This is a genomic window from Micromonospora salmantinae, from assembly GCF_022230905.1.
GTDB classification, from domain to species: domain Bacteria; phylum Actinomycetota; class Actinomycetes; order Mycobacteriales; family Micromonosporaceae; genus Micromonospora; species Micromonospora salmantinae.
The window spans coordinates 1-25,451 of the sequence record NZ_JAKKFG010000002.1 but is presented as its reverse complement, the minus strand read 5'-3'; the positions used below and the strand labels follow the sequence as shown (position 1 = coordinate 25,451).

Sequence of the window (25,451 nt, the reverse complement as noted above, 5' to 3'; positions counted from 1 at the left end):
CCCCCACCACAACTCCATGATCCTCGAGGCGGGGCGGTGGGCGAGGGTGTGGGGCGGGGTTCAGATGACGGAGTGCGTCACGACCGCCACGTAGTCGCCGACCACCACCTCGGACGGGAGGGTCACGAACAGCGTGGGGTTCCAGGTGGCGGAGTTCGGGCCTCCCGTTTGGCCGGACCACCCGGCGGCCGTACGCGGCGTGTTCAGCACCGCCCCGGGCTGCGGGACGAAGGATCCGACTCCGGTGCTGGCAAGGAGAGGCCCGGAGGCGTACGTGATGGTGCTGTTGGGGATGGTCTCGCCACCCGAGCCGGAGCCCGTGGTGAAGCTCGTACTGGAGACGACGGTGACCCAGTTACCGGAGAACGGCCCTCGGTCGTCGGTGACGGTCACCGGGCCGAGTTGGCCCGAGACGCCGGTCGCGCCGGAGGTGACGGTGCCGAGCGCCGAGATCGCCGGGACGCTGATGGAGAGCCCACCGAGCGGAGTGATGACCAGATCGACCGGTCGGGTCGCGGACTGGTCGAACGAGTCGGTCACCCGGACGGTGAACGGGAACGTGCCGGACACGGTGGGCGTGCCGGAGAGCAGGCCGGTGACCGGGTCGAGGGTCAGCCCGGCGGGCAGGCTCCCGGCGCTGACCGACCAGGCGAACGGGCCGGTGCCGCCGGTCACCGTGAGCTGGTACTGGTACGGGTCGTACGCCCTGCCGGGTGGAGGCGGTGGGAAGGTCAGCGTCGGCGGCGCGTTGACAGTCACCGACCCGGAGGGGTCCGACTGTGGGCCGGTCCCGCCGGCGTTCGTCGCGGCCACCCGGAAGGTGTACGTGGCACCGGCGCTCAGCCCGGTGACGATCTGGGTCGTGGCGGTTCCGCTGAAGACCCGGGGTGTCTGCGCCACCCCGGCGAGGTACGGCGTCACTGTGTAACCGGTGATCGGCGACCCCCCGTTGGCCGGGGCCGTCCAGCTCACCGTGGCGGCGTTGGTTCCGGCGGTGGCCGAGGTGTTCGTCGGCGCCCCCGGCACTGTGTACGGGACCACCGCCGCCGAGGGTGGGCTGGCCACACCGGTCCCGTACGCGTTCACCGCCGCCACCCGGAAGGTGTACGACGCGCCGGCGGTCAGCCCGGTCAGGGTGCGGCTGGTGGCGGAGGCGTCGAAGGTGACTGTCGCTTGGGTGACGCCGTCCCGGGTCGGGGTGATCAGGTAGCTGGTGATCGGGCTGCCGTTGCTCGCCGGCGCGGTCCAGCCCACCGTGGCGCTGGTGACGCCCGCGACCGCGGTGGGCGTGGCTGGCGTGCCCGGCGTGGACGCGTAGACGTAGGTCGCCGACCCGGCGGAGCCCCGGGTGACGACGCTGACCGTGACCGTCGCCGGGCTGGACCGGGCCGGCATGGCGGAGATGCCGAGGGTGCCGTCGGGGTTCACTGTGAAACAGCCGGCGGCGGGGCCGGAGGTGCACGGCACCAGCAGCACCGACGTGCCGGCCTGCTGTTCGGCGGCCGTACCGATGGTGATCGCTGTTGCGCCGGTCAGATTGCTGCCGCCGACGGTGACCGCGATGCCACCGGCGATGGAGCTCTGCGCCGGGGTGACGGTGACGCCGCTCGGTGCGGCGGCCGGCGCAACGGGTGTGGTGACGGTGGAGTAACCCGGGTTCGCGTCGATCGACGATGAGGTCGCCACCGTCGCGGTCTGGATCAGCGCCGGCGTCACGCCGGTGCCGGTGACGGTCGCGACGACCGTGAGGGGTGCCAGAAAGCTGCCGCCGGCGAACGGCCCGTTGCTGTTGGTGCAGGTGATGGTCTGCCCTGACGGTGCCGCACAGACCCAGCCGGAGCCAGACGCGCTGCGCGGTACGACACCGGTGGGCACGGTCTGCGTGACCGAGATCGGCGACGTCTCGGCGGCGCCGGCATCGACCCCGGCGGTGATCGAGTAGGTGACCGGGTCACCGGGCTGCGGGGTGGCTCCGACCGCGCTGGTCTGCGACACGTTCAGGTCCGGCACCTGGTTGAAGCTCACCGTCCGAACGTTGTCGATCTCGTGGAAGTCCGTGACCGAACCGGTGGAGCCAACCCAGCCGAAGGCAAGCTGCCGGGGGTAACCGCTGGCGTTCAGCCAGGACGGCGACGGGTACAGGTTCGGCGACACGACCGGAAGACTGCCGGCCAGGGTCCGCGCCGACCCACCGACCGGGGTGAACCTGACCCGGTACTCCCCGGCCGGAACGGTGATGCCGCTGTCGGTGGTGAACGAGGACGCGGTGGTGTTGGCGACCACCTCGACCGGCACCACCGAGGCGGCCCGGGTGCTGGCGCGCAACGCCACGGCGGGCGACGAGGTGCTGGTGGCGGTGCTGTTGATCGCGCAGTACCCGACCCCGTTGCGGCCCGGACCCCGGATCACCACCTGGCCGGGGACCCGCGTGTTCGTGGTCGAGATGTAGGGCGGATTCGTGCAACCGGTGCCCTGGTAGAGGCTGTTGCTGAAGTTGCCGAAGACGTCCAGCCCGATGCCCAGATAGCCGTTGGACAGACCCACCGAGCCACCGTTGAACGCCGCCGAGTAGCCCAGGGATCCGCCCGACTGGCCGATCACCGCCGGGGACCGCGGGTTGGCGGGGTCGACAGCGGCCAGCGCGAACGCCAGGCCGTCCGCTCCGATGCTGATTCCGCCGTACTGATAGGTGTTGAAGGTGACGTGCAACCCCTGGGAGGTGGGCACGCTCACCGCGCCGAACACCCCGCCCTGCCGGTTCGCGACAGCCGGGGTGAGCCGCAGCTTGCCCGAGCCCTGCGGATCGGTTGACGTTGGGCAGCTCAGTAGCGGGCCGATCGTCGAGTTGCCTGCCGCACTCAGGCAGGCGACGTTGCTCGCGGTGGCGGCCGGCACGCCCGGCACCGCCACCGCGCCGACGCCGTTCGGGGTGTTGTTGTGGAACGGCTGGTCGAACAGGACGGACCCGGCCGCCGAGGCGGGGAGCGGCGCGACCGCGAGAACTCCCACGGTCACGGCTACCGTCAGCGCTGTGATGCTGCTCGGACGACGCCGGCCCGGAAACGACATGCCCCACTCCCAGCTTTCACTCCAGTCCCGATCTGGACTATATCCCCCAAAAACACCCATATTTCTCGTACGGGGATAAAGCCGACTGGCTTCCCGCCGCGCAAAAAGCGGACCGACCCCACGGTCACGCCGGGTGGGTCGGTCCGCTGGGACGGGAAGCTGTCAGCCCTCGATGTCACGGGGGTCACGGCTGCGGGGGTAGGTGTTCTTCTCCCCGATCGTGCCGTCCTGCTTCTTGATCACGTGTTCGACGCCGCGGTCGGCCGCCATCTCGCGGCCCTGGGCCTGCGCGTCGGCCTTCACGTCATGCGTGCTGCTGGCTCGCTCGTGGCCCTCCGGCTTGTTCTTCCACTGCCCGTCCTCGTGGTACGTGTCGACATCACCCTTGGCCATGGCCCGCTCCCTCCCTGCGTCTGAACTGTCTCCCGAATCAGTGCCCCCGAGCCGTGTCGGGCAAACTGCGGTCCTCAGGAGACGGCCGGGCAGTTGTTGCTCACCCGCCGGAGGATCTGTTCGCGTTCGTCGGTGGTGATGCCGGACGGCGTACCGTCGAAGTGGGTCTCGACCTTGTCCCAGCCGCGGCGCTGCTCGTAGTGCAGGTGCGGGGCTCCGGAGTTTCCGGTGCTGCCGAGCCGCCCGATCTGGTCCCCCTGGGCGACCTTCTGACCGACGGTGACCAGCGGCGGTTCGAGCAGGTGCAGGTACTGCGTCTCCCACTTGCCGCCGTGGTCGATCTTCACCCAGTAGCCGCCGCCGCGCCCCCGTGGGCCGTCCGGGTTCTCCGGGGTCCGGCCACCCAGCGAGCCGTTGATGCCCGCCACTGTGACAGTGCCGGCGTACGAGGCGAGCACCGGCCGCCCCCACGTCTCGCCCTCGACCGGGAAGAAGTCGACGTCGTAGTCGTCGTGACCGGGGTAGGTGCTGAGCTGCCACGTCTCGCCGCAGGTCACCGGCATCTGGAAGAGCGGGCGCGGCCCGGCCGGTCGCAGCATCGGCACCGCGACCACCGCGACACCCAGGACGGCCGCCGCCGCGACGAGCACGAGCAGGACGCGGATGGCACGGCTTCGAGGGCGGCGGTGGGAGCGGGATCTGGTGGGGCGACCGGTCGTCACCGGCCCGAGCATGGCAGATCCCGGCAACGTTCCGATCCCGAGGTGGCGTACCCGCAGCGGTGACATTGCAGTCGCATCGCAAACGAGATACCGTCAGGTGCAATGCAGTTGTATTGCAACGAGAGTGGGCTGCCATGCACGTGATCGCGTTGTCCGAGGTGACCGCCGCCATGACCCCCCTGGTCGGCGGCAAGGCGGCCGGGCTGGGCGAGCTGATCCGGCACGGCGAGCGGGTCCCCGACGGCTTCTGCGTCACCACCGAGGCACACCGGCTCGGCGTCGTCCCCACGGCCGAGGTCGTCGCCGCGTATCAGCGGCTCGGCGCGGGCCCGGTGGCGGTGCGCTCCAGCTCGACCGCCGAGGACCTGCCGGATGCGAGCTTCGCCGGGCAGCAGGACACCGTCCTCAACGTCACCGGCACCGCCGAGCTGATCGCCGCCATCGAGAAATGCTGGGCTTCGCTGCACGGCGACCGCGCTACCGCCTACCGCCACGCCCACGGCATCGATCACCAAACGGTGCTGATGGCCGTCGTCGTGCAGCGCATGGTCACACCCACTGTGGCGGGAGTGCTGTTCACCGCGAATCCGCTGACCGGGCGCCGCGACGAGATGGCCGTCGACGCCGCTGCCGGCCTCGGCACGACAGTGGTGGACGGCGCCGCAGCCGTCGACCACTACATCCTCGACGACGTCACCCGCACCGAGGCCGGATGCCTGACGTCCACGCAGCTGGCCCGCCTCCGCGCCACCGGCGAGCGGTTGCAGGCCCACTTCGGCTGCCCGCAGGATGTCGAGTGGGCCATCGACGCGGACGACGTACTGTGGCTCCTCCAGTCCCGGCCGATCACCAGCCTGTTCCCCGCCCCGCCGCTCAGCGAGAAGCCCCTCCCCCGCGTCTACCTGGAGTTCGGGCACGTTCAGGGCATGCTGCAACCGGTCACCCCGATGGGCATGTCGACCCTGCGCACGCAGATCGCCGCGATGCTCGCCGCGCTCGGGGTGCGGGTCGAGATCGTCGACATCGGCGGCCGCCTCTACGGCGACCTGACCGACCTCGCCCGCGACCGGTCGTCCCGCAAGCGACTGGTGAAGCTCCTGGCGGTCGACTTCGGGCCGCGCGCCCAGGCGGCGATGCAGCACGTGCTGGCCGATCCCCGGTTCGCCCCGACCAGCGGCGGCGCCCGGCACGGTGGGGCACCGGGGGCCGCGTCGCTGCGGACGGCCCGCCGCGCGGTCGTGGGGATCCTGCGGGCGCTGGCCCGTCCCGAGGCCGCGCGGACCCGGATGTTCGAGGCGATCGAGCACCTGAGGGTGAGCTCAGCGGCCCCCGCCGACCTGCGTACCACAGCCGACCGGCTGCGCTTCGTGCAGGCGCAGGACGCCGACGCCGACGCCGACGACAGCGCCGACGCGATCATGTGGCCGATCGTCGCCGGGATGCTCGCCGCCGCTCTGCCGACCGCGCTGCTCAAGGGCGTCGCCGGCCCGGACGAGATCCACACCGTGCTCGGCGGCATGCCGCACAACATCACCATCGAGATGGACCTGGCCCTGTGGCGGCTCGCCCAGGGCGTGGGCGAGCACCGCCAGCTTCTCCTGGACACCCCGCCGGCCGAGTTGGCCGCACTTTACCTGCGCGGAACGCTGCCCGACATCGGCATGGCGGCCTTCCTCGACGTCTACGGGCACCGGGGCGTCGCCGAAGTCGACCTCGGGGTGCCCCGCTGGGCGGAGGACCCCACGCCGGTCTTCGCCGCGGTCGCCAACTACCTGCGGGTCACCGATCCGCAACAGGGTCCCGACCAGCGCTTCCAGCGGGCCGCGTCAGCGGCGGAGACAGCGCTGGAGGAACTGGTCACCCGAACGCGCCGTCGGCGGCCGGTGCGGGGCAGGGCCGCCGCTTTCCTGTTGCGCCGGGCGCGGTCGCTGGCCGGCCTGCGCGAGGCCGGCAAGTTCGCCGGGCTGTACCCGCTGCGCGAGACCCGTCGCCAACTGCTGCTCATCGGCGCCGACCTGCACGGCTCCGGCCTGCTGGACAAGGCCGACGACATCATGTTCCTGACCCTCGACGAGGTGCACACCGTCGTACACCAGGGTGTTGATCTGCGCGGCACCGTCACCTCCCGACGGACCGTGCACCGCCGGGAGCTGCGGCGTCGGACGGTGCCGGTGGCACTGCTCTCCGACGGTACGGATGTCGAGACCGTCCTGACGGCCGCATCGGCCGGCGACGGGACGCTCGCCGGAGTGGGTGCGTCGGCGGGCCGGGTGACCGGCCCCGCCCGGGTGGTGCACGACCCGAGCACCGCCCATGTCGAGCCCGGCGAAGTCCTGGTGGCCGCGACCACGGACCCCGGCTGGACCCCGCTGTTCCTCACCGCGGCGGCGCTGGTCACCGAGACCGGCGCGATCATGGCGCACGGCCCGACGGTGGCCCGTGAGTACGGCATTCCCGCCGTCATCTGCGTGCCGGACGCCACCCGGACCATCACCACCGGGCAGCTCGTCACGGTGGACGGCGGCGCCGGAACCGTCACGCCGCACGGACCGTCGGCCCTCGAGCAAGAAGGACGACAATGACCGACACGAAGACACCGGCCAGGGCACGGGTGGGCCCGCTGCTGCGGCGGGCGGCCGAAGCCGAGGCCGCGACGTGGCGCAGCCTGTACGTGTGGGCGCGGCGTCGTCCACTGCCGCTGGGGCCCGGCGACGAGCCGTTCGGCTACCTCGGCGTGGTCAAGCCGATCCTGGGCATCTTCATCGGCCTGTCGGTCGTGGAGATCCCGATCTTCGACGTCGTGGTCACCCACGTGGTGCCGTGGCGGCCCGCCCGCTGGATCGTGCTCGGCCTCGGCATCTGGGGTCTGCTCTGGATGATCGGCCTGTTCGCCAGCATGACGATCCACCCCCACGTCGTGGGCGACCGGGGCCTGCGGGTACGGCTCAGCTGGGGCATCGACGTCTGGATCCCGTGGACTGACGTCGAGGCGTTGCGAAAGCGCTACCGTTCGCTGCCGTCGAGCAAATCGGTACAGGTCGAGCAGGAGGGCGACCGGCGGGTGGTGTCCATCTCGGTCGGCAGCCAGACCAGCATCGACGTCCTGCTGCGCCGGCCGCTGACCTTCGACCTGCCGAAGACCGGGTCCACGCCGGTAAACGAGCTGCGACTGTACGCCGACGACCCGGACGGCCTGCTGCGCAGCGCGCGGGGCACTCCGGTGAGCCAGACCGTCAGCCGGTGACCGCCGCGCTGGCGGAGTCCCCGGGCCACCCACTGTGAAACGATCGAGGCCATGCCCAAGAAGGTCGATCACCAGGAGCGACGCACCCTCATCGCGGACGCGCTGATGCGGGTCGCCGCTGATCAGGGCCTGGAGGCCGTCAGCCTCCGACACGTGGCCGCCGAGGCCGGCGTGTCCGCCGGGATGGTCCAGCACTACTTCCGGACCAAGGACGAGATGATGGCGTTCGCGTTGAGCGTGGTGCGCGAGCGCAGCCAACTCCGGGTCACCGAGGCGGTGGCACGGCTGGGCGAGACCCCGTCGCCTCGACTGCTGCTGCGCACGATGCTCGCTGCGCTCCTGCCACTCGACGACGGCACCCGCGACAACGGACGGGTGGCGCTCGCGTTCCTCGCCTACACGGCGGTGCGACCGTCGGCCGCGCCCAGCCTGCACGAGGACACCGCGCAATTCACCGGGTTCATCGCCGGCGTCCTGCCCGACCGGCACGGCCCCGCCGCCGCGGCCGGCCTGCTGGCGCTGATGGAAGGGCTCGGTGTCTACCTGCTGGGCGGGCAGTACACAGCCGAACAGGCGCTGGGCGCGCTGGACGCCCACCTCGACCTGCTCTTCGGCTGATCGACTCGGTGGTGCCGAAGTCGCGGTGCCCCCGGTAGCGGGACACCGCGACTTCACCCGACCCGACTGGATCCCGCCCGGCTCAGTGGGTCGTGACGCCCGCCCGAGCCTTCAGTCGGCGCAGCTCGTCGGCGGACATCAGCCAGGTGGAGTTCGTCGTCCCCAGGCCGAGGAGCACCTGGTCGAAGGTGTTGCCGTCGTTGTCGTCGGTGTAGCAGACGCTCACCTCGCCCCAGGGCGACGCGGCGACCGCGAAGTGCTCCTGGCGGCCCGTCGTGGTCTGGCTCAGCGCCTGGGCCGCCAGCCGGCCGGTGGACGTGCCGTCCGGGTTGAGGCCGCGCGCCCAGACGTCCGGGTTGGCGCCGGACACCGTCCAGCCCACCACCACGTTGTCCTGGTCGTCGATGCCGATCCCGGGAGCGATGGCACCGGTGCCGGTGGAGACCGGAACCTCGCCGTGCCGTGCCGTGCCCGCTGCGGTGAACGATCGAGCCCAGACACCCCGGGTGCCGGTGTGGTCGGATTCCCACCCGACTGTGAAGTCACCGGCGAAGTTCGCCGCCACCGAGGCACGCTGCTGCTGTCCGCCGCTCTGGGCGTTGGCCGTCCGCCGCGACAGCGCCACGGCACCGTTGGACCGCGCCAGCCGGGTCAGCCCGATGTTGTACGAGCCGTTGGCGTCGGCGTCCTCGTCCCAGACCACCAGCGCCTCGCCGGAGGCGGACACCGCGACGTCGGGGCGGTGGTGCGGGCCCGTCGTCTGCGAGGCGGTCACCTCGTACGCCTTGGTGGTGGCGGCGGTGAAGCCGGCGGCCTTGACGGTGGCGGGAGCGGTGCCCTGCACGTCCTCCCAGACCACTGTGAAGCCGACGGCGGCGGCGTTGGTGGGCGCGCCGTCCGGGTCGACCGCGACCTTCGGCCAGATCTGCTGCCCGGCGTCGCTGGCGTTGGCCTGCCCCGAGCCGAGCACCGTGCCGGCGGGTGACACCACCCGGTACTGGATGTTGTAGACGCCGTTGCCGTCGCCGTCGGCGGCCCAGACCACCACGGCGTTGCCCCGGTCGTCGAGCCCGACGTCGGGGCTGAGGTGCCGCCAGGCGGCCCCGCTGGTTCCCCCGGTGGAGAGCTTCAGCTCGTACGCGGACGTGCCGTCGCGGAACAGCCGCAGGTAGATCTCGCTGTGGGTGTCGTCCTGCGGTGCGGTGCCGTCCCGGTCGTCCTCCCAGACCACGGCGACGTGGCCGTTGCGGTTCATGGCGATGGAGGGCAGGTCCTGGTCGCCGGTGGCGACGCTGTTCGCGGTGGTCCAGGTGACCGCCTCGGCGGTCATCGCGGTCGGGCCGGAGACCACGTTCGGGACCAGCAGGGACGCGGTGAGCAGTGCGGTGATCGCGGTCATTGTGGTTCTCTCCCTTACCCGGCCTGCAGGCCGGGCTGGCCGTCGAGGATGACGAACGAGCGCACTGTGGACGCCGCCGCGCCGTGCTCGGTCACTGTGTTCACCGCGCGGAAGTCCGCGCGGACCTGGCTGCGGCTGATCGTGGTACGGACGTAGCCGCGCCGGTCCGAGTAGAACTTCAGGTGCGGGTTGGCCGCCGCGTTCGGGACCGTGGTGCTGCCGCTGCCGTTGCCGGTGGAGCTGATCGAGGTGCAGACCAGCTCGGTGCCGATGGTGGCCGAGGCGGGGTTGGCGTAGTCGGCCTTGAGGTCGTTGGCCCACGACCGGTGCACGTCGCCGGTGAGCACCAGCGGGTTGCGTACCCCACGCTGCTGCCAGCCGGTCTGGATGCGGCTGCGGGAGGCCCGGTAGCCGTCCCACGCGTCCATGCTCGCCGCCCCGTTCGCGTCGAGTTGCTGGGCGAAGAAGACCTGCTGGCCGAGGATGTCCCAGGTGCCGTAGCGCTGGGCCAGCCCGTCGAGCAGCCACGCCTCCTGGGTGGCGCCGGTCAGCGACCGGGACGCCAGGTCCGCGTCGGCGCAGACCTTCCAACCGTCGCCGCAGGCCTGGTCGTCACGGAACTGCCGGGTGTCGAGCATGTGGAAGGTGGCGAGCTGCCCCCACCGGACCCGTCGGTACAGCGGGATGCTGTTGCCGTTGGCGGCGGACGCCGGTCGCAGCGGCATGTTCTCGTAGTAGGCCCGGTACGCGGCGGTGCGCCGGGCGGTCCACTGGGCGGCGGTCAGCGTGGGGCTGCTGTCGTTGCGGACCATGTTGGCGTAGTTGTTCTCCACCTCGTGGTCGTCCGGCACCACCAGCCAGGGCGCCGCCGCGTGGGCCGCCTGCAGGTCCGGGTCGGACTTGTACAGCGCGTACCGGCGGCGGTAGTCGGCCAGCGACACGATCTCGGCGCCGACGTGCTGCCGCACCGTGGAGCTGCCGACGCCGCCCTCGTAGATGTAGTCGCCGAGGTGCAGGACCAGGCCGGGGTTGTCCTCGGCCATCCGCCGGTACGCGGTGTAGTAGCCGGCCTCGTAGTGGGCGCAGGAGGCGAAGGCCATCACCAGGTCGCGGCCGAAGGCGCCGGGCGCCGGGGCGGTCCGGGTCCGCCCGACCGGCGAGATCTGGCCCTGTGCCCGGAACCGGTAGTAGTAGTCGGAGTCGGCGGCGAGCCCGCCCGCGATGGCGTGCACGGAGTGCGCGTCGGCGTACCGGGCGACCACCGAGCCGGAGGCGACCAGCGAGGTGAACCGGTCGGTGGCGGACACCTGCCACTCCACTGTCACGTCGGCGTTGGCCATGCCGCAGTGCCCGTCGGCGTTGAGCGGGGAGGGTGCCAGCCGGGTCCAGAGGACCACACTGTCGGGCGCCGGGTCACCGGACGCCACACCGAGTTTGAAGGGGTACGGCACCGCGGCGCGGGCACCCTGGCGGGGTGTCACCGCTGCTCCGGCGGTCACCAGTCCACCGAGGACGAAAATGCGACGGCTCAGCCTTGTCATGGTCAACAGCCTCGGGAACGTCGATGAACGGCGATGGCAGCGCGGCGGAATCCGGCATGACGGAATGCTGTCCGCGCAAAGGCGTTCAGGTGTCCGGACGCCGGGGCCGGGGACCGGACCGTCAGGTGAGCGGGGACGGCGACTCGGCGCCGGGGATCACCAGCGCCGGCGTGCCGGACCCGTGCGCCGGAACGCTCCAGACGTCGGGCTGGCCGTCGTCCCGGCGCAGCGTGTAGGCCAGCTTTTCGTTGTCCAGCCACGCGGCCTGGTCATCGACGCTGCGGACCTCGGCGGTCGCGGTGACCCGCATGCTCGACAGGTCCAGGACCGACAGCCGCCAGCCCTTCGCCGGGTCGGCGTCGACCGCCTCCTTGAACGCGAGCCGGGTGCCGTCCGGTGACAGCGACGGGCACTCGACGTTCTCCTTCAGCGTCTCGACGCTACGGGCCGCGAGGTCACCCCGGACGAGATACCTCCTACCCCCGGTCGCCATTGTCGCGTAGAAGCGGTTGTCGTCGGCGGTGAAGGTGACGCCCCAGTAGTTGACGTCCGCGTTGCGGTAGGCCCGGCCGTCCCGGGTGATCCCGAACTCCTCGAGGGAGACCACAGTGGTGCCGGTACGGGTGTCGAGGATCCCGGTGCGGGTGGAGAAGCCACTGGAGGTGTACGAGTCGCCACCGACGAACGTCGTCCAGGAGACCATCCGGCCGGACGCCGAGACCCGGGCCCGGTTCGGCAGCCCCGGCACACTGACCGCCCTCGTCTGGCGCAGCGTCGCGTCGAGCACGACAACCTGGTACGACCAGGCGGTCTCCGGCTTCAGGCAGACCCCGGTGCCGGCCGCCGCGTACACCCGGAGGCACTCCAGGCCGGCGACGGTGCGCGGCCCGGCGGGGTCAGTCGCGGCGACTGTGGAGACGTGCCGGTCGGTGATCGCCAGCAGGCGCGGCCCGGGTGCCAGGGTGACCGCCTGCTCGCCGCCGGCGGGGGGCGGCGTCCGGGGAGCCTGCGCGGCCGTGGCGGCGTAGCCGGCCGCCACGGTGCCCAGCAGCACCGCCGAGGCGACCACCACGCCGAGCTTCGCTCGGGTCGACATCGCGGTCATCGGAGCACCTTCCGGGTGGTGAGTCGGGACGGGGAGGCCAGCAGGAGCAGCGTGCCGACCAGGACGCCGGCGACGGCCACGGCCGCCGCGCGGATCGCGTTCTCCGGCCCCCACGCCTGCCAGGCCAGACCGAACAGCACGGAGGAGACGAGGTACGCGAGGGCCTGCCCGGTCTGCACCAACGCGATTCCGGTGGTCCGCAGACGCGCCGGCAGCACCGGACCGGCGAGCGCGATGAGCACGCCGTCGGTGGCGGCGTAGAAGGCGCCGTACAGCGTCAGCGCCAGGGCGATCAGCGGCCAACCGTCGACAGGGCCGGCCAGCAGCAGGTACGTCGCAGCGAGGGCGGTGTAGCCGCCGATCACCACGGGCAGGCGACCGATCCGGTCGGCGAGTACGCCGAGCGGGGCGGCGAGCAGCAGGTACGCCAGGCTGGTCCCCACCGCGAGCAGCGGGAACCAGCGCAGGCCGAGGTCCATCCGGCGTTGCAGCAGCAGGTAGACGAAGCCGTCGCCGATGGTGGCCAGCCCGAGCATCGCGGCGGCAAGCACCAACCGCCGGGCCGGTCCGCCGCGCAGCAGCCCGAACGCCTCACGGACGGAGACCTTCGCGTCGCTGGCCTCGCCCGCCGCCTCGCCGCCCGCCGCCTCGCCGCCCGCCGGGTCACCGCCCGCCGCCTCGCCGGACGGCTGCTCCCGGACGAAGAGCACGAGCACCACGACGGCCAGGGCCGCGATGCAGAAGCTGGTGACGAAGACCGCGTCGTACGACTGCCCGACGACCAGCAGGACCGCGAACGCGGCGAGTGGCCCGAGGAACGCCCCGACGCTGTCCATCGCCCGGTGCACCCCGAACGCCCGACCCAGCGCCTCGGGTGGCGTGGAGAGCGTGATCAGCGCGTCGCGCGGCGCGCTGCGTACACCCTTGCCGAGCCGGTCGACGGCGATGACGACGCCGATGGCGGGTATCGACCGGCCGGCGAGCAGCAGGCCGAGCTTCGCGACCGCCGAGAGCGTGTAGCCGATGCCGGCGATCAGCTTGCGCCGTCGGAACCGGTCGGCGGCGAAACCACCGACGACCCGCAGCAGCGCGGTCGCGCCGGTGTGGACACCGTCCAGCACGCCGAAGGCCACCGGGCTGAGGTGCAGGCCCAGCACGAGATAGAGCGGCAGGACCGCGGCCACCATCTCGGCCGACACGTCGGTGATCAGACTGACAGTGCCGAGCGCGACGACGTTGCCGCTGACCATCGCGAACCGGCGCCGTCGGAGCCCCGGTGCGGGTTCATCGGCGACCGGTCGGGAGACGGTCGACAGGTACACGAGCATCTCCTCTGATCGGCGGTCGACGGGCAGCCATCGTCCGTACTCAGTGGAGGGGGAACAACGGACCACGGGTGGCATCCGGACGAGGGTCGGGTGAACGGACTTCCAACACCGAGGTGTTCGCCTGCCGGGACGCACTGTTCATCCGCCCGCCGCCCACCGTCTCATCGACCTTCCTACATTCCTTGCGCTCTACCCACGAGGCAAGGAGTCCTGGATGGACATTCGATTCCCCCGTCCGTCGGTGACGCTGGGGGTGGTCACGGTGATCGTCGCCGCGACCGCCGCCGTCGTCGTGACCGGCGCTGGCGCGGCGTCGGCGGCGAGCGTGACCTTCACGCCGGTCGCCGACACCTACGTCCAGAGCGACACGGCCGCCACCAACTACGGCACGTCCACGCAGGTAGTGGTCGACAACTCGCCCGTGCGGCGTTCGTTCCTGCGCTTCACAGTGAGCGGTGTCAGCGGCACGGTGACCGGCGCCAAGCTGCGACTGCGCACGATCAGCGGCAACAGCGGCAGCGACGCCGGCGGCACGTTCCGCCGGATGTCCAACACGACCTGGTCGGAGACCGGCACCACCTGGAACAACCAGCCGACGATCGACGGCGCCACGCTCGGCACGATCGGCGCGGTCAGCGGCAACACCTGGTACGAGGTCGACGTCACTGCCGCGGTCACCGGCAACGGCACGTACAGCTTCGGCGCCACCTCGACCAGCGGCGACGGCGCCTACTACGACACCCGAGAGAGTGGCGCGGACGCCCCGCAACTGGTGGTCACCACCGGGAGCACGACGCCACCCCCGTCGGGCGACCCCGTGTTCGTCGGTGCCGGCGACATCGCCGACTCGGGCTCCGGCGACAGCGCCACCGCGACGCTGCTCGACAGCATCCCGGGAACGGTCTTCACCACCGGCGACAACGTCTACGACAGCGGAACGGCGTCGCAGTTCAACAACTACTACGAGCCCACCTGGGGTCGGCACAAGTCCCGCACCCGCCCGTCGCCGGGCAACCACGACTACAACACGTCGGGCGCGACCGGCTACTACAACTACTTCGGTACGTCGGCCGGCCCGAGCGGTCGCGGCTACTACTCATTCGACCTCGGCAACTGGCACGTCGTGTCGCTGAACTCGAACATCAGCATGTCGGCCGGCTCGACTCAGGAGCAGTGGCTGCGCGCGGACCTGGCGGCCAGCAGCAAGCCGTGCACCATCGCGTACTGGCACCACCCGCTGTTCACGTCCAGCTCCAACCACGCGCCGTCGACGTCGACGCGTCCGCTGTACCAGGCCCTCTACGACTACAACGCCGACGTCGTGGTCTGGGGGCACAACCACGTGTACGAGCGGTTCGCCCCGATGAACCCGGCCGGTGGCGCCGACTCCAGCCGAGGTCTGCGCAGCTTCGTCGCCGGGATGGGCGGCGCAGGCCACTACGGCTTCGGCACCATCCAACCCAACAGCGAGGCGCGCAACAGCTCAGCCTGGGGCGTCCTCAAGTTCACCCTGCACTCCACCAGCTACGACTGGCAGTTCGTGCCAGTAGCCGGCCAGACCTACACAGACACCGGCACCAACACCTGCCACTAACCCCACCCCACCCCACCCCACCCCGTCGATCTTGCACTTTCTGTCCCGACTTCTGCCGCACAAGCCGCAGATCGTCGACACAAAGTGCAAGATCGCGGAGTCGGGTGGGAACGCAGGGGGCCCCTGACCGCAGCGCGGTCAGGGGCCCCCTGCGTATGGACCGGGCGTCAGCGGGCCGTGCCGGCGCGACGCTTGTTGTAGACGTCGAAGGCGACAGCGACGAGCAGGACGAGACCCTTCACCACCGACTGGGTCGACTGGTCGATGCCCATCAGCTGCATGCCGTTGCTCATCACCGCCATGATCAGACCACCGACCATCGCGCCCACCACGGTGCCCACGCCACCGGTGACCGCCGCGCCGCCGATGAAGGCCGCGGCGATCGCGTCCAGCTCGAACATGTTGCCGGCGGCGGGCTGGGCGCCATTGGACCGCGACGAGTAGATGACGCCGGCCACCGCCGCCAGGAAGCCCATGTTGACGAACATCCAGAAGTTGACCGTGCGGACCTTCACCCCGGACAGCGCCGCCGCCGACAGGTTGCCGCCGATCGCGTAGACCTGGCGACCGAAGACGGTACGCCGGGTGAGCAGGCCGTAGACCAGCACCAGGACCGCCAGGATGATCAGCACGATCGGCAGCCCTCGGGCGTGCGCCAGCTGCCAGGCGAAGTACATGAGGACCGCGCCGATCAGCACGACCCGGGCGACGAAGAGCGGGAACGACTCGACGGGCTGCTGGTAGCGGATCCGCGCCACGCGGGTGCGGAAGCCGCTGACCGCGTAGCCGGCCACGGCGATGGCGCCGATCAGCAGTGTGAAGGCGTCGAAGCCCTGCCCGCCGAGCAGGCCGTTGAGGAAGCCCGCCGCGACCTGCTGGTACTCGGACGGGAACGGCGACAGCGAGATGTTGTCGAGCACCCGCAGGGTCAGACCCCGGAACAACAGCATGCCGGCCAGGGTCACGATGAAGGCCGGAATGCCGGCGTACGCCACCCAGAACCCGTGCCACGCGCCGACCGCGACGCCGACGACCAGCGCGGCCACGACGCCGATCCACCAGGGGTGACCCTGCTGAATCACCAGGACGGCGGAGACCGCTCCGGTGAGCGCGACGACCGATCCGACCGACAGGTCGATGTGCCCGCCGATGATCAGGATGACCATCCCGATCGCGAGGACCAGGATGTACGAGTACTGGAGGACGATGTTGGTGATGTTGCCGGGGCTCAGCAACACCCCGTCGGTCAGGACCGCGAAGAGCGCGACGATGACGACCAGGGCGACGTAGATCCCGCTCTGCCGCAGGTTGTTCAACACCAGCGCCCGCAGGTCGCTCGTCCCGCTGTGCAGGGCGGCGCCGGGCGTGCTGTCCGGGGGCGTGGGGCGCTCCGTCGAAGGGGTCTTGATGCTGGTCATCCGACGAGCTCCTTGTCCTTGGTCATCAGCTCCATGAGGCTCTCCTGAGTCGCCTCGGCCACCGGCATCTCGCCGGTGATCCGGCCGGCGGCGAGGGTGTAGATGCGGTCGCACATTCCGAGCAGCTCCGGCAGCTCGGAGGAGATGACGATCACCGCCTTACCGGCGGCCACCAGCCGGTTGATGATCGTGTAGATCTCGTACTTGGCGCCGACGTCGATCCCGCGGGTGGGCTCGTCGAGGATCAGCACGTCCGGGTCGGTGAACAGCCACTTCGACAGCACGACCTTCTGCTGGTTGCCGCCGGAGAGCTTGCCGACCACCGCCATGACGCTCGGCGTCCGGATGTTCATCTCCTTGCGGCTCGCCTCGGCAACCTTGATCTCCTCGTTGCCGTTCACCCAGCCCAGGCGGGACAGCCGGTCCAACGCGGCGGCGGACACGTTGCGCCGCACGTCGTCGATGAGGTTGAGGCCGTAGCGCTTGCGGTCCTCGGTGACGTAGGCGATGCCGTTGTCGATCGCCTCGGCGACGGTGCGTGCCTGCACCTCCCGGCCGTGGACGAAGAGTCGGCCCCGGATGTCGCGCCCGTAGGACCGACCGAACACGCTCATGGCCAGCTCGGTCCGCCCGGCCCCCATGAGGCCCGCGATGCCGACGACCTCGCCGGCGCGTACGGACAGCCCGACGCCCTCGACGACCATCCGGTCCTGGACCGGGTGACGCACCGTCCAGTCCTCGATGCGCAGGACCTCGTCACCGGGGGACGACTCGCGGTCGGGGTAGAAGCTGTCCAGGTCGCGCCCGACCATGCCCCGGATGATCCGCTGCTGGGTCACCTCGTCCGACCGCATGTCGAGGGTCTCCACGGCGCGCCCGTCGCGGATGACGGTGGTCGAGTCGGCGATGGCGGTGATCTCGTTGAGCTTGTGCGAGATCATGATGCAGGTGATGCCCTGCTCCTTGAGGGCCCGCAACAGGTCGAGCAGGTGCGCCGAGTCGATGTCGTTGAGCGCGGCCGTCGGCTCGTCCAGGATGAGCAGGCGCACCTTCTTCGACAGCGCCTTGGCGATCTCCACGAGCTGTTGCTTGCCGACGCCGAGCTGGATGACCGGGGTGACCGGGTTCTCGTGCAGCCCGACGGACGCCAACAGCTTCGCCGCCTCGGCGTTGGCGAAGTTCCAGTCGATGAGCCCGCTGCGGCCGCGCCGCTCGTTGCCGAGGAAGATGTTCTCCGCGATCGACAGGTACGGCACCAGGGCGAGCTCCTGGTGGATGATGACGATGCCGTTGGCCTCGCTGTCGCGGATGCCACGGAACTGCATCGGCTTGCCGTCGAAGAGGATCTCGCCGTCGTACGAGCCGGACGGGTAGACGCCGGACAGCACCTTCATCAGGGTGGACTTGCCGGCGCCGTTCTCACCACAGATGGCGTGAATCTCCCCGCGGCGCACTGCGAGGGTGACGTCCTCCAGCGCGGTCACGCCGGGGAAGGTCTTGGTGATGCGACGCATCTCGAGGATGGTGTCGTCCATTGTCACTGTCCTCCGTCAGGTCTGGACGTGTACGCGCCCAGGCGTCGGGCCCGGCGGGTGACCGCCGGGCCCGACGAGTGGCTTACTTCTTGGCCTGACCGGCGGCGACCTCTTCCGCCGTCCAGTAGCCGGAGTCGATCAGCGTCGCCTTGATGTCGTCCTTGTAGACCGTCGCGATCGGCAGCAGGTACGCCGGGACTACCTTGACGCCGTTGTTGTACGTCTGGGTGTCGTTGGCCTGCGGCTGCTTCTTCTGCAGGAACGCCTCGGCCGCGTTCACGGCCTGCTCGGCCAGCAGCCGGGTGTCCTTGAAGACCGTGGAGCTCTGTACGCCGTCGTTGATCAGCTTGATCGAGGCGATCTCCGCGTCCTGGCCGGTCACCACCGGGAGCTTCTTCGCGCCCTTGCCATAGCCGGCGTTCTGCAGGGCGGTGATGATGCCGCGGGAGATGCCGTCGTACGGCGAGAGCACCCCGTCGACCTTCGAGCCGTCGTTGTAGCTGGAGGTGAGCAGGTTCTCCATCCGCTTCTGCGCGGTCTCCTGCTGCCACCGCAGGATGGCTACCTGCTCGGGGGTGGTCTGCTTGGACTTGACGACCAGCGTGCCGTTCTCGATGAACGGCTTCAGCGTGTCCATCGCGCCGCCGAAGAAGTACTGGGTGTTGTTGTCATCCAGCGATCCGGCGAAGAGCTCGACGTTCAGCGGCCCCTTGGCCGTGCCCTTCGAGCCGTCCTTGTTCAGCAGGCCGAGACCGACGAGCAGCGCGGTGCCCTGGGCGACGCCAACCTTGTAGTTGTCGAAGCTGACGTAGAAGTCGACGTCCTTGCTGCCACGGATCAGTCGGTCGTAGGAGATGACCGGGATCTTCGCGGCCGCGGCGGCCTGCAGCTGGCTGCTGAGCGCGGTGCCGTCGATCGCCGCGAGGACCAGAACATCGGCACCCTGGGTGATCATCTGGTCGACCTGCTGCGACTGCGTGGGGATGTCGTCGCCGGCGTACTGGAGGTCGACCTTGTAGCCCTTGGCCTCCAGCTTCGACTTCACCGCGTTGCCGTCGGCGATCCACCGCTCCGAGGTCTGGGTCGGCATCGACACACCGATCGTCAAATCGCTCGGCTTCTCGTCGCCGGACTTCTCACCGCTGCCCGCACCCCCGCCGCTGCACGCCGCCAAACTCAGCGCGAGTGCCGCGCCGCCGAGAGCAACCAGGAATTTCCTGCCCACGGGCTTCTCCTCTCTGGACTCCCCCGCCGACTGCCGGGGCCAACTGTCATCTTTCGGGTAGTGTTAGCGCTCACATAGACTGCGTCAACACCAGATCCGAAATACCGGTGTCACGGTCTCGTAACGGAGCATCCAGGCGAGCGTAGCCATGTGGCCGATCCGCCGGAAGGGCAGGACGCGGCGACTCAGCGTGGTCGTCCGCAGCACTCTACAGACCGATGCCCGCGGACGACGTCTGTCGTCCGCGGGCATCGGCACTATCGCCGGATCAGGTGGGTCGCCGCGACCTCGGCGGTCGACCGACCCGGTCGGCTACCGCTGCGACCACCGCTGGTTCGCCGCCGCGGTGCAGGTCCAGAGGATCACCGTGGTGCCGTTGGCAGTGGCGTTGGCGTTGACGTCCAGGCAGAGCCCCGACTGGTTGTTGCTGATCGTGCCGTTGGCGTTGACCGTCCACTGCTGGTTGGTCCCGCCGTTGCAGTCCCAGATCTGCACCTTGGCGCCGGCCGCGGCGTTCGGCGGCGCGTCCAGGCACTTGCCGAGGGCCTGCAGGGTCTGGCCGCTGCTGGTCCAGCGCTGGTTGGCGGCGCCGTTGCAGTCCCAGATGACCGGCTGCGTGCCGTTGGCCGTGTTGCTGTTCGGCACGTCGAGGCAGCGGCCGGAGGCGGCGCTGGCGTACGCGCTCGACGTGGTCGGCGGCGGCGTCGTCGGAGGAGTCGTCCCGCCACCGCTGACCCGGTACACCACAGTGCCGTGCGCGGGGACGCTGGCGCTGATGGTCCCGCTGCTGGTGCTGGTGCCACCGGTCCACGCGTCCACCAGCGTGAACGACGAGCCGGACTTGCCGATGGCCGCGGCCGTGGTCGAGATCGTCGTCGTCGAGCCGCCCTGGTTGAAGAGGGCGACGGCGATGTCACCATTGGCGAGCCGCTTGGCCAGCACCCGACGCGTGCCGTCGAACGACACCTGGGTCCCCTGCAAACCGAGCGAGTCCTGGTTGATCGCGATCAGGTTGGCGTTCTTGAGGATCGCCTGCGTGGCGGCGTTCATGTTCCGCACGTCGTTGCCGGCGATCAGCGGAGACGCCATGATCGCCCACATCGCGAAGTGGCTGCGCATCTCCGTGTCGTTCATGCCGCCGCGGCCGATCTCCATCATGTCGGGGTCGTTGAACCCACCCGGTCTCGCGTAGGACGCCAGCGGAACGGTCACGTTGATGATGTTCTGGATGCCCATCGGGTAGCCGTTGGTCTGGCCGGTGTCCCAGGCGTTGGTGATGTCCTCGGTGGTGCGCCACATGTTCGCCACGTCGCCCCAGTTGCGCTGGGGGCCGGTCTTGGCGTGGATACTGTTCGGGTTGATGCTGTAGACGATCGGTCGACCGGTGGCGGCCAGCGCGTCACGCATCTTGGCGAAGGTGGCCACCTGGTCGTTGATGCTGCCCTCCGGCGAGCACCAGTCGTACTTGAGGAAGTCGACGCCCCAGGCGGCGAACTGGCGCGCGTCCTGCACCTCGTGGCCCCGACTGCCGGTCGCCCCGGGGTAGGCGCCGAAGTACTGCGCGCAGGTCTTGTCGACCGGCACCTGGTAGAGGCCGAACTTCAGGTTCCGGGCGTGCAGGTAGTCGCCGAGCGCCTTCATCCCGCTGGGGAACCGGCCGGGGTCGCCCTGGATGTTGCCGGAGCTGTCCCGGTTGGGGTTGAACCAGCAGTCGTCGACCACGACGTAGTTGTAGCCCAGGTCCCGCATGCCGGTGCTGACGATCGCATCCGCCGTCTGCCGGATCAGCGCCTCGTTGATGTTGCAGCCGAACTGGTTCCACGAATTCCAACCCATGGGTGGAGTGCGCGCCACGCCGTTGTCCAGTGCCTGCGCGGTCGGCGCGCGAAGGCCGACCAGGGCGCCGGCGAGCAGAATTCCGGCCGCCAGTGCGCTCCCCCAGCGACGACCTCGGGTATTGCGGTTCATCGAGCCTCCTTGTCGGTGACGCCCGCCCGTGATTACGATCTCTGGTCGGCACGCCGATAGTTGGACGCCAATTTTTGTTAGCGTTAACAGAGACGCCCATCATGTTACGGCGACATTTCACGAGGTTCAATACCTCCACCGCGCCGTATCGCTCGACATCGATTGGTCACGCTGAGCAACGCATCGAGTCGCGTCTTATCCGGCGAGGAAGCCAAGAATTGGCACGCGCTGACGCGGACCCCCACGCGCGTGCACCCTGGCGGGGCCGCACCACGCGGGGCGACCTCCGGTTGGCCCGACCGTCAGTGACGAGGTGGAGCGACGCTCTCGCGGGCGACCAGAGCGGGGGCGATGGTCTGCCGCAGCGCCCCACCGGTGCCCGACTCGATCTGGGACAGCAGCATCTGCAGGCTCGCTCGCGCCACCGCGTCGAAGTCCGGTCGAACCGTGGTCAGCGGCGGAATGAAGTACGCCGCCTCCGGCACGTCGTCGAAGCCGACCACGCTGATCTCGTGCGGCACCCGTCGACCGAACTCGTGCAGCGCCCGCAGCACGCCCAGCGCGAGATGGTCGTTGGCGGTGAAGACGGCGGTGACCTCCGGCATCCGCGCCAACATCTGCCCGCACCGGTAACCCGACGCCGCTGACCAGTCCCCCGGCATCGGCGGCGGCGGATCCAGACCGGCGGCCAGCAACGCCTGCCGCCAGCCGTCGATCCGACCCACGCTGTCGAACCAGTCGGTCGGCCCGGAGACGTGCCAGACGGTGCGGTGCCCGGCGTCGAGCAGATGTTGCGTCGCCGCCCGGGCGCCCGCCACCTGGTCGACAGTCACCAGCGGCACCGGCCGGCTCGGGTCACCGTCGACAGTGACCAGCGGGACATCCTTGGGCAGGCGCTCCAGCGCCTCACCGGCCGACTCGACCGGGGCGATGACCACGATGCCGGCGACCCGGTGCGACAGGTGCCGCTCGACGGCCGCCGAGATGGAGCGGTGGTCCAGGTTTCGCACGCTGCCGACGCTGACCGCGAAGCCCTCTTCGGCGGCGGTCTGCTCCAACGCGGCCAGCAGCGAGGCCGGACCGTAGAGCGTCGTGTTCTGCGCGACCACACCGATGACCTGTGATCGACCGGTCACCAGGGCGCGTGCCGCGCCGTTGGGGCGGTAGCCGAGTTCGGCGATCGCCGCGCGAACCCGAAGCCGGGTCTGCTCACGGACGTTGGGGTGCCCGTTGAGCACCCGCGACACCGTCTGATGGGAGACACCGGCGAGACGAGCAACGTCCGTCATCGCGGGACCGTGGACGGCCATTTCACTCCCCCCGCTACATCTCCGGCCCGCAGCCCGTCGACGTCGACTGGAGCGGCCCGGCCCGATCCCCCTCGCTCAGTCACCACGCCGGTGCTGAATCCCAGGTGACCAGCGCTGGATCGCCGACAGTCTACGCCAGCAACGGCCCCGAACACGGCACGCCCGTGTGGGGACCGCTCGACGTGCCGAAGCCGTACAACGCCGTGCCCGTCCGGACTCGCCAACCAACAGGTACGAGGCACGGTCCTGATGTGGTACGCCGGCCTGCCCTCGCTCCTGGACAGAGCGTGGAACAGGCCGGCGAGGATCTGACGCGGTGGCGCGGACTTCACATGCCGCCAGGGCTGCGTCGCCAGCGCCACCGGTCAGAGCGATCGTCGTGTGACCGGCGTCACGGAGTGGTCAGGTCGAAGCGCCGCACGGTGACCGCGCCACCGAGCGCCTGCGTCGCGTGGTTGAAGATGGCGAACCGGTAGCCCATGAAGAACTGCCAGTTGTTCGCCAGCGTCAGGGCGTTGCCGAACGAGGTGAAGTTGACCCCGTCGGTGCTGTACGAGAAACGGGCCTGTCGGCCGGAGCCGGGTCTGATGTCGGCGTTGGCGCGCAACCAGATCCGGCCACCGGAGACGGCGGTGCTCGCCACCTCGCTGCCGGTGCTGGTGGTGTTCCAGCTGCCGTCCATCGTCAGCCCGTTCTGCATGACCAGTCGGGTGGACCCGTTGTCCCGTCGGACTCCGATCCAGGCCGACGAGTTGCGCAGCACCGCCAGGCCGGTGCGATCACCGTCGCGCATGGTGGAGTAGTCCAACTCGATCGTCGCGGTCGAGGTGGGGCCCTGGATGCGGTGGGTCAGCGTGTTGCGCGCCTTGTAAAGGTCGCTGGTGACGGTGGCGGTCTGCAGGTTCAGCCCGTTGTTGACCGACCACTTGCTGTTGTCCGGGTTGTGGTTCCACTCCCACTGCGGGCCGAGCGTGGTGCCGGCGAAGGTGTCGGCGCCGGTGAGCGGCTTGACCGCCCGGGGCGGCGCGGGCAGGTTCGGCTTCGGGTACGAGCTGCCCCACGTGCCGTTGACCGTCTGCAGCACCGGCCAACCGTCGCCGGTCCAGGTGATCGGGGCCATGGCCGGCATCCGACCACCGGGGTACGCGTCGACGAAGGACATGTAGTACCAGTCGCCGTTCTGGGTCTGCACCAGCCCACCCTGGTGCGGCACACCGCCACCGGAGATCGGGCCGGGCAGGTTGAGCAGCACCTGCCGCTGCTCGTACGGGCCGAACGGGCCGTTCGTCGACTTCAGCACGTACTGGCCGTTGGCCGGGCGGGTGAGCCAGATGTAGTAGGCGCCGTTGCGCTTGTAGAAGCGCGCGCCCTCCAGCGTTCCGATGCTCGACGGCGTGGTGTACACCTGCTGGGCACGAACCTGGGACTTTCCGTCCGCGGACAGCTGCGCCACGCTGATGGTGCCGTTGCCGTACGCCACGTACATGGTGTCGTTGTCGTCGATCAGCATCCCCGCGTCGTAGTAGCAGTTGGGGATGGTGGTGTGCTTGCTCCAGGCGCCGTCGACGGCGGACGCGGTGTAGATGTGGGTCTGCGCGAAGTCGATGCACCCGGCCCAGTAGTACGTCCGGTTGCTCGGCCGATAGTTCAGCGTCGACGCCCAGATGCCGTCGACGTAGGCGTTACCACCGCTCATGTCGTACTTCGACCCGAAGTCGAGTCGGGGCACCGAGTGACCGGCGAACTCCCAGTTCACCAGGTCGTACGAGCGCAGGACCGGCGCGCCAGGCGAGTAGTGCATGGTGGACGCCGACATGTAGTAGGCGTTGTCCACCCGGATGATGTCGACGTCGGCGAAGTCCTGCCAGACCACCGGGTTCGGGTACGTGCCGTTGGACGGGGGCGGCGTCGTGGGGTCGGTCCCGCCGTCGACGCGGACGAGCTGCCACTGCTGGTTGGTGCCGTTCCAGTCGTCGTACTGCACGATGTTGCCACCGTCGGCGGTCGAGGCGCCCTGCACCTCCATCACCTTGTTGCTGTTCCGGTTGATCAACCGGACGTACCCGCCGTCCGAGTCGGCCAGCCGGAACTGCTGGTTGGTGCCGTTGAGGTCGCTCCACTGCACGACGCTGGCGCCGTTGGCGGTCGAGCGGCCGGAGACGTCCAGCACCTTGCCCGACAACCTCGACTTGAGTCGGTAGTAGCCGCCTCCGGAGTCCACGAACTGCCACTGCTGCTGGTTGCCGTTGTTGCGCGTCCACTGGGTGATCCGCGCACCGTCGTTCGTGGCCAGGTTGTAAACGTCCACGGCCTTGCCACTGTTGCGGTTCACCAACACGTACCAGGCGCTGGTGTCGACGGTGGCCGCTGACGCGGGCGACGAGGCGACGGCCGCAGCCGCGCCACCGACCACCAGCACCATCGCGGCGACGGCGAGTCTCGACAGCCACCCGCGCCGTTGTGGCGCACCCCGGGGAACCCGACCGATGGAAAGCATGATCCTCCTCTGCTGACGCGAACCGTGCGGTCTGGGTCGGCGTCCGCGGCACCGGGCGGGGCACCGAGCTGACCACGCCCGGCCATGTGATCGCTAACACCGATCGCCCGACCGTTGCGGTGACGAGGTGCCGAAACCGCGGGGGTAGGACGTGCGCGCGGCCGGAGCAGCCAACGACATCGACCATCTTGGTTATAGACTGTGAGCGATAACATGCTGTTAGTCAAGGCGTAACACAATCGCCTCGCGGCCCGGCTGGCGCACACGCGAACGGGTGGTCCACCCCTGCCTGCAGGCAGGGGTGGACCACCCGTTCTTCGTACGATCAGGCCGCGCGAATCAGAAGCCGCGGGCCAGCCGGTAGTACGCCTGGTTCCAGCGCAGCTCGTCGGCGAAACGGCGGGGCTCCGTGGCGGCGTCGATGACGACGAGCTCGGTGCGGACGAGCTCCTCGAGGTACTGCAACCAGCTGATGAGCGCAGACC

General features: G+C 70.0%; 17 protein-coding genes. 4 read left to right on the top strand and 13 right to left on the bottom strand.

The window, feature by feature from the left end; all coding sequences use genetic code 11:
• Nucleotides 1-60 precede the first annotated feature (60 nt).
• The 3 genes from PSH03_RS01400 to PSH03_RS01390 all read right to left on the bottom strand — a co-directional run bounded on the left by PSH03_RS01400 (nucleotide 61) and on the right by PSH03_RS01390 (nucleotide 4,196).
• A complete protein-coding gene (locus PSH03_RS01400) occupies nucleotides 61-3,069 on the bottom strand; it encodes a fibronectin type III domain-containing protein (protein WP_238688013.1) in 3,009 nt (1,002 codons plus the stop codon).
• Between the two features lie 162 nt (nucleotides 3,070-3,231).
• Nucleotides 3,232-3,462 (bottom strand): DUF2188 domain-containing protein, encoded by a 231-nt coding sequence (locus tag PSH03_RS01395; RefSeq protein WP_210784040.1) that lies wholly within the window; start codon nucleotides 3,460-3,462, stop codon nucleotides 3,232-3,234.
• Between the two features lie 74 nt (nucleotides 3,463-3,536).
• Nucleotides 3,537-4,196, bottom strand: coding sequence for a M23 family metallopeptidase (locus PSH03_RS01390; protein ID WP_210784039.1), 660 nt, complete (start codon nucleotides 4,194-4,196; stop codon nucleotides 3,537-3,539).
• Nucleotides 4,197-4,318: 122 nt separating this feature from the next.
• Between PSH03_RS01390 and PSH03_RS01385 the strand changes: the two genes are divergently transcribed.
• The 3 genes from PSH03_RS01385 to PSH03_RS01375 are packed head-to-tail and all read left to right on the top strand — an operon-like array spanning nucleotide 4,319 to nucleotide 8,046.
• On the top strand, nucleotides 4,319-6,766 hold the full coding sequence (locus PSH03_RS01385; RefSeq protein ID WP_238688012.1) for a PEP/pyruvate-binding domain-containing protein: 2,448 nt from the start codon (nucleotides 4,319-4,321) through the stop codon (nucleotides 6,764-6,766).
• Nucleotides 6,763-7,428 carry a hypothetical protein gene (locus PSH03_RS01380; protein WP_210784037.1) on the top strand — a complete coding sequence of 222 codons (666 nt, stop codon included), beginning with the start codon at nucleotides 6,763-6,765 and terminating at the stop codon, nucleotides 7,426-7,428. The genes PSH03_RS01385 and PSH03_RS01380 overlap by 4 nt, the downstream gene beginning before the upstream one ends.
• Nucleotides 7,429-7,479: 51 nt before the next feature.
• Complete coding sequence (locus tag PSH03_RS01375; protein WP_210784036.1) at nucleotides 7,480-8,046, top strand: TetR/AcrR family transcriptional regulator; 567 nt, start codon at nucleotides 7,480-7,482, stop codon at nucleotides 8,044-8,046.
• 82 nt (nucleotides 8,047-8,128) lie between these two features.
• Here the strand turns inward: PSH03_RS01375 and PSH03_RS01370 are convergent, their stop codons facing one another.
• The 4 genes from PSH03_RS01370 to PSH03_RS01355 all read right to left on the bottom strand — a co-directional run bounded on the left by PSH03_RS01370 (nucleotide 8,129) and on the right by PSH03_RS01355 (nucleotide 13,413).
• Nucleotides 8,129-9,445, bottom strand: a complete 1,317-nt coding sequence (locus PSH03_RS01370) for a hypothetical protein (RefSeq protein WP_210784035.1) — start codon at nucleotides 9,443-9,445, stop codon at nucleotides 8,129-8,131.
• Between the two features lie 14 nt (nucleotides 9,446-9,459).
• On the bottom strand, nucleotides 9,460-10,986 hold the full coding sequence (locus tag PSH03_RS01365) for an alkaline phosphatase D family protein (RefSeq protein ID WP_238688011.1): 1,527 nt from the start codon (nucleotides 10,984-10,986) through the stop codon (nucleotides 9,460-9,462).
• A 121-nt stretch (nucleotides 10,987-11,107) separates the two neighbouring features.
• Nucleotides 11,108-12,091: a TolB-like translocation protein gene (locus PSH03_RS01360; RefSeq protein ID WP_238688010.1), complete on the bottom strand. Its 984-nt coding sequence runs from the start codon at nucleotides 12,089-12,091 to the stop codon at nucleotides 11,108-11,110.
• Entirely contained in the window at nucleotides 12,088-13,413 is a 1,326-nt protein-coding gene (locus PSH03_RS01355; RefSeq protein WP_238688009.1) for an MFS transporter, read from the bottom strand. The genes PSH03_RS01360 and PSH03_RS01355 overlap by 4 nt, the downstream gene beginning before the upstream one ends.
• Nucleotides 13,414-13,633: 220 nt before the next feature.
• Here PSH03_RS01355 and PSH03_RS01350 point away from each other — a divergent pair, with 220 nt between their 5' ends.
• Entirely contained in the window at nucleotides 13,634-15,013 is a 1,380-nt protein-coding gene (locus tag PSH03_RS01350) for a CBM96 family carbohydrate-binding protein (protein WP_238688008.1), read from the top strand.
• 167 nt (nucleotides 15,014-15,180) lie between these two features.
• Here PSH03_RS01350 and mmsB read toward each other — a convergent pair whose 3' ends face one another.
• The 6 genes from mmsB to PSH03_RS01320 form a co-directional block, all read right to left on the bottom strand.
• Entirely contained in the window at nucleotides 15,181-16,431 is a 1,251-nt protein-coding gene (mmsB, locus tag PSH03_RS01345; RefSeq protein ID WP_210781552.1) for a multiple monosaccharide ABC transporter permease, read from the bottom strand.
• The gene (gene mmsA, locus PSH03_RS01340) at nucleotides 16,428-17,966 is read right to left on the bottom strand and encodes a multiple monosaccharide ABC transporter ATP-binding protein (protein WP_112585361.1); all 1,539 of its coding nucleotides are present in this window, start codon (nucleotides 17,964-17,966) and stop codon (nucleotides 16,428-16,430) included. Before mmsA ends, mmsB begins: the two co-directional genes overlap by 4 nt.
• Before the next feature lie 82 nt (nucleotides 17,967-18,048).
• Nucleotides 18,049-19,191 (bottom strand): multiple monosaccharide ABC transporter substrate-binding protein, encoded by a 1,143-nt coding sequence (gene chvE, locus PSH03_RS01335; protein WP_091401170.1) that lies wholly within the window; start codon nucleotides 19,189-19,191, stop codon nucleotides 18,049-18,051.
• 312 nt (nucleotides 19,192-19,503) lie between these two features.
• On the bottom strand, nucleotides 19,504-21,159 hold the full coding sequence (locus tag PSH03_RS01330; RefSeq protein WP_210781555.1) for a glycoside hydrolase family 27 protein: 1,656 nt from the start codon (nucleotides 21,157-21,159) through the stop codon (nucleotides 19,504-19,506).
• 302 nt (nucleotides 21,160-21,461) lie between these two features.
• Nucleotides 21,462-22,448, bottom strand: a complete 987-nt coding sequence (locus PSH03_RS01325) for a LacI family DNA-binding transcriptional regulator (protein ID WP_210781556.1) — start codon at nucleotides 22,446-22,448, stop codon at nucleotides 21,462-21,464.
• A gap of 412 nt (nucleotides 22,449-22,860) precedes the next feature.
• Nucleotides 22,861-24,966 carry a family 43 glycosylhydrolase gene (locus PSH03_RS01320; protein ID WP_238688007.1) on the bottom strand — a complete coding sequence of 702 codons (2,106 nt, stop codon included), beginning with the start codon at nucleotides 24,964-24,966 and terminating at the stop codon, nucleotides 22,861-22,863.
• Nucleotides 24,967-25,451 lie beyond the last annotated feature (485 nt).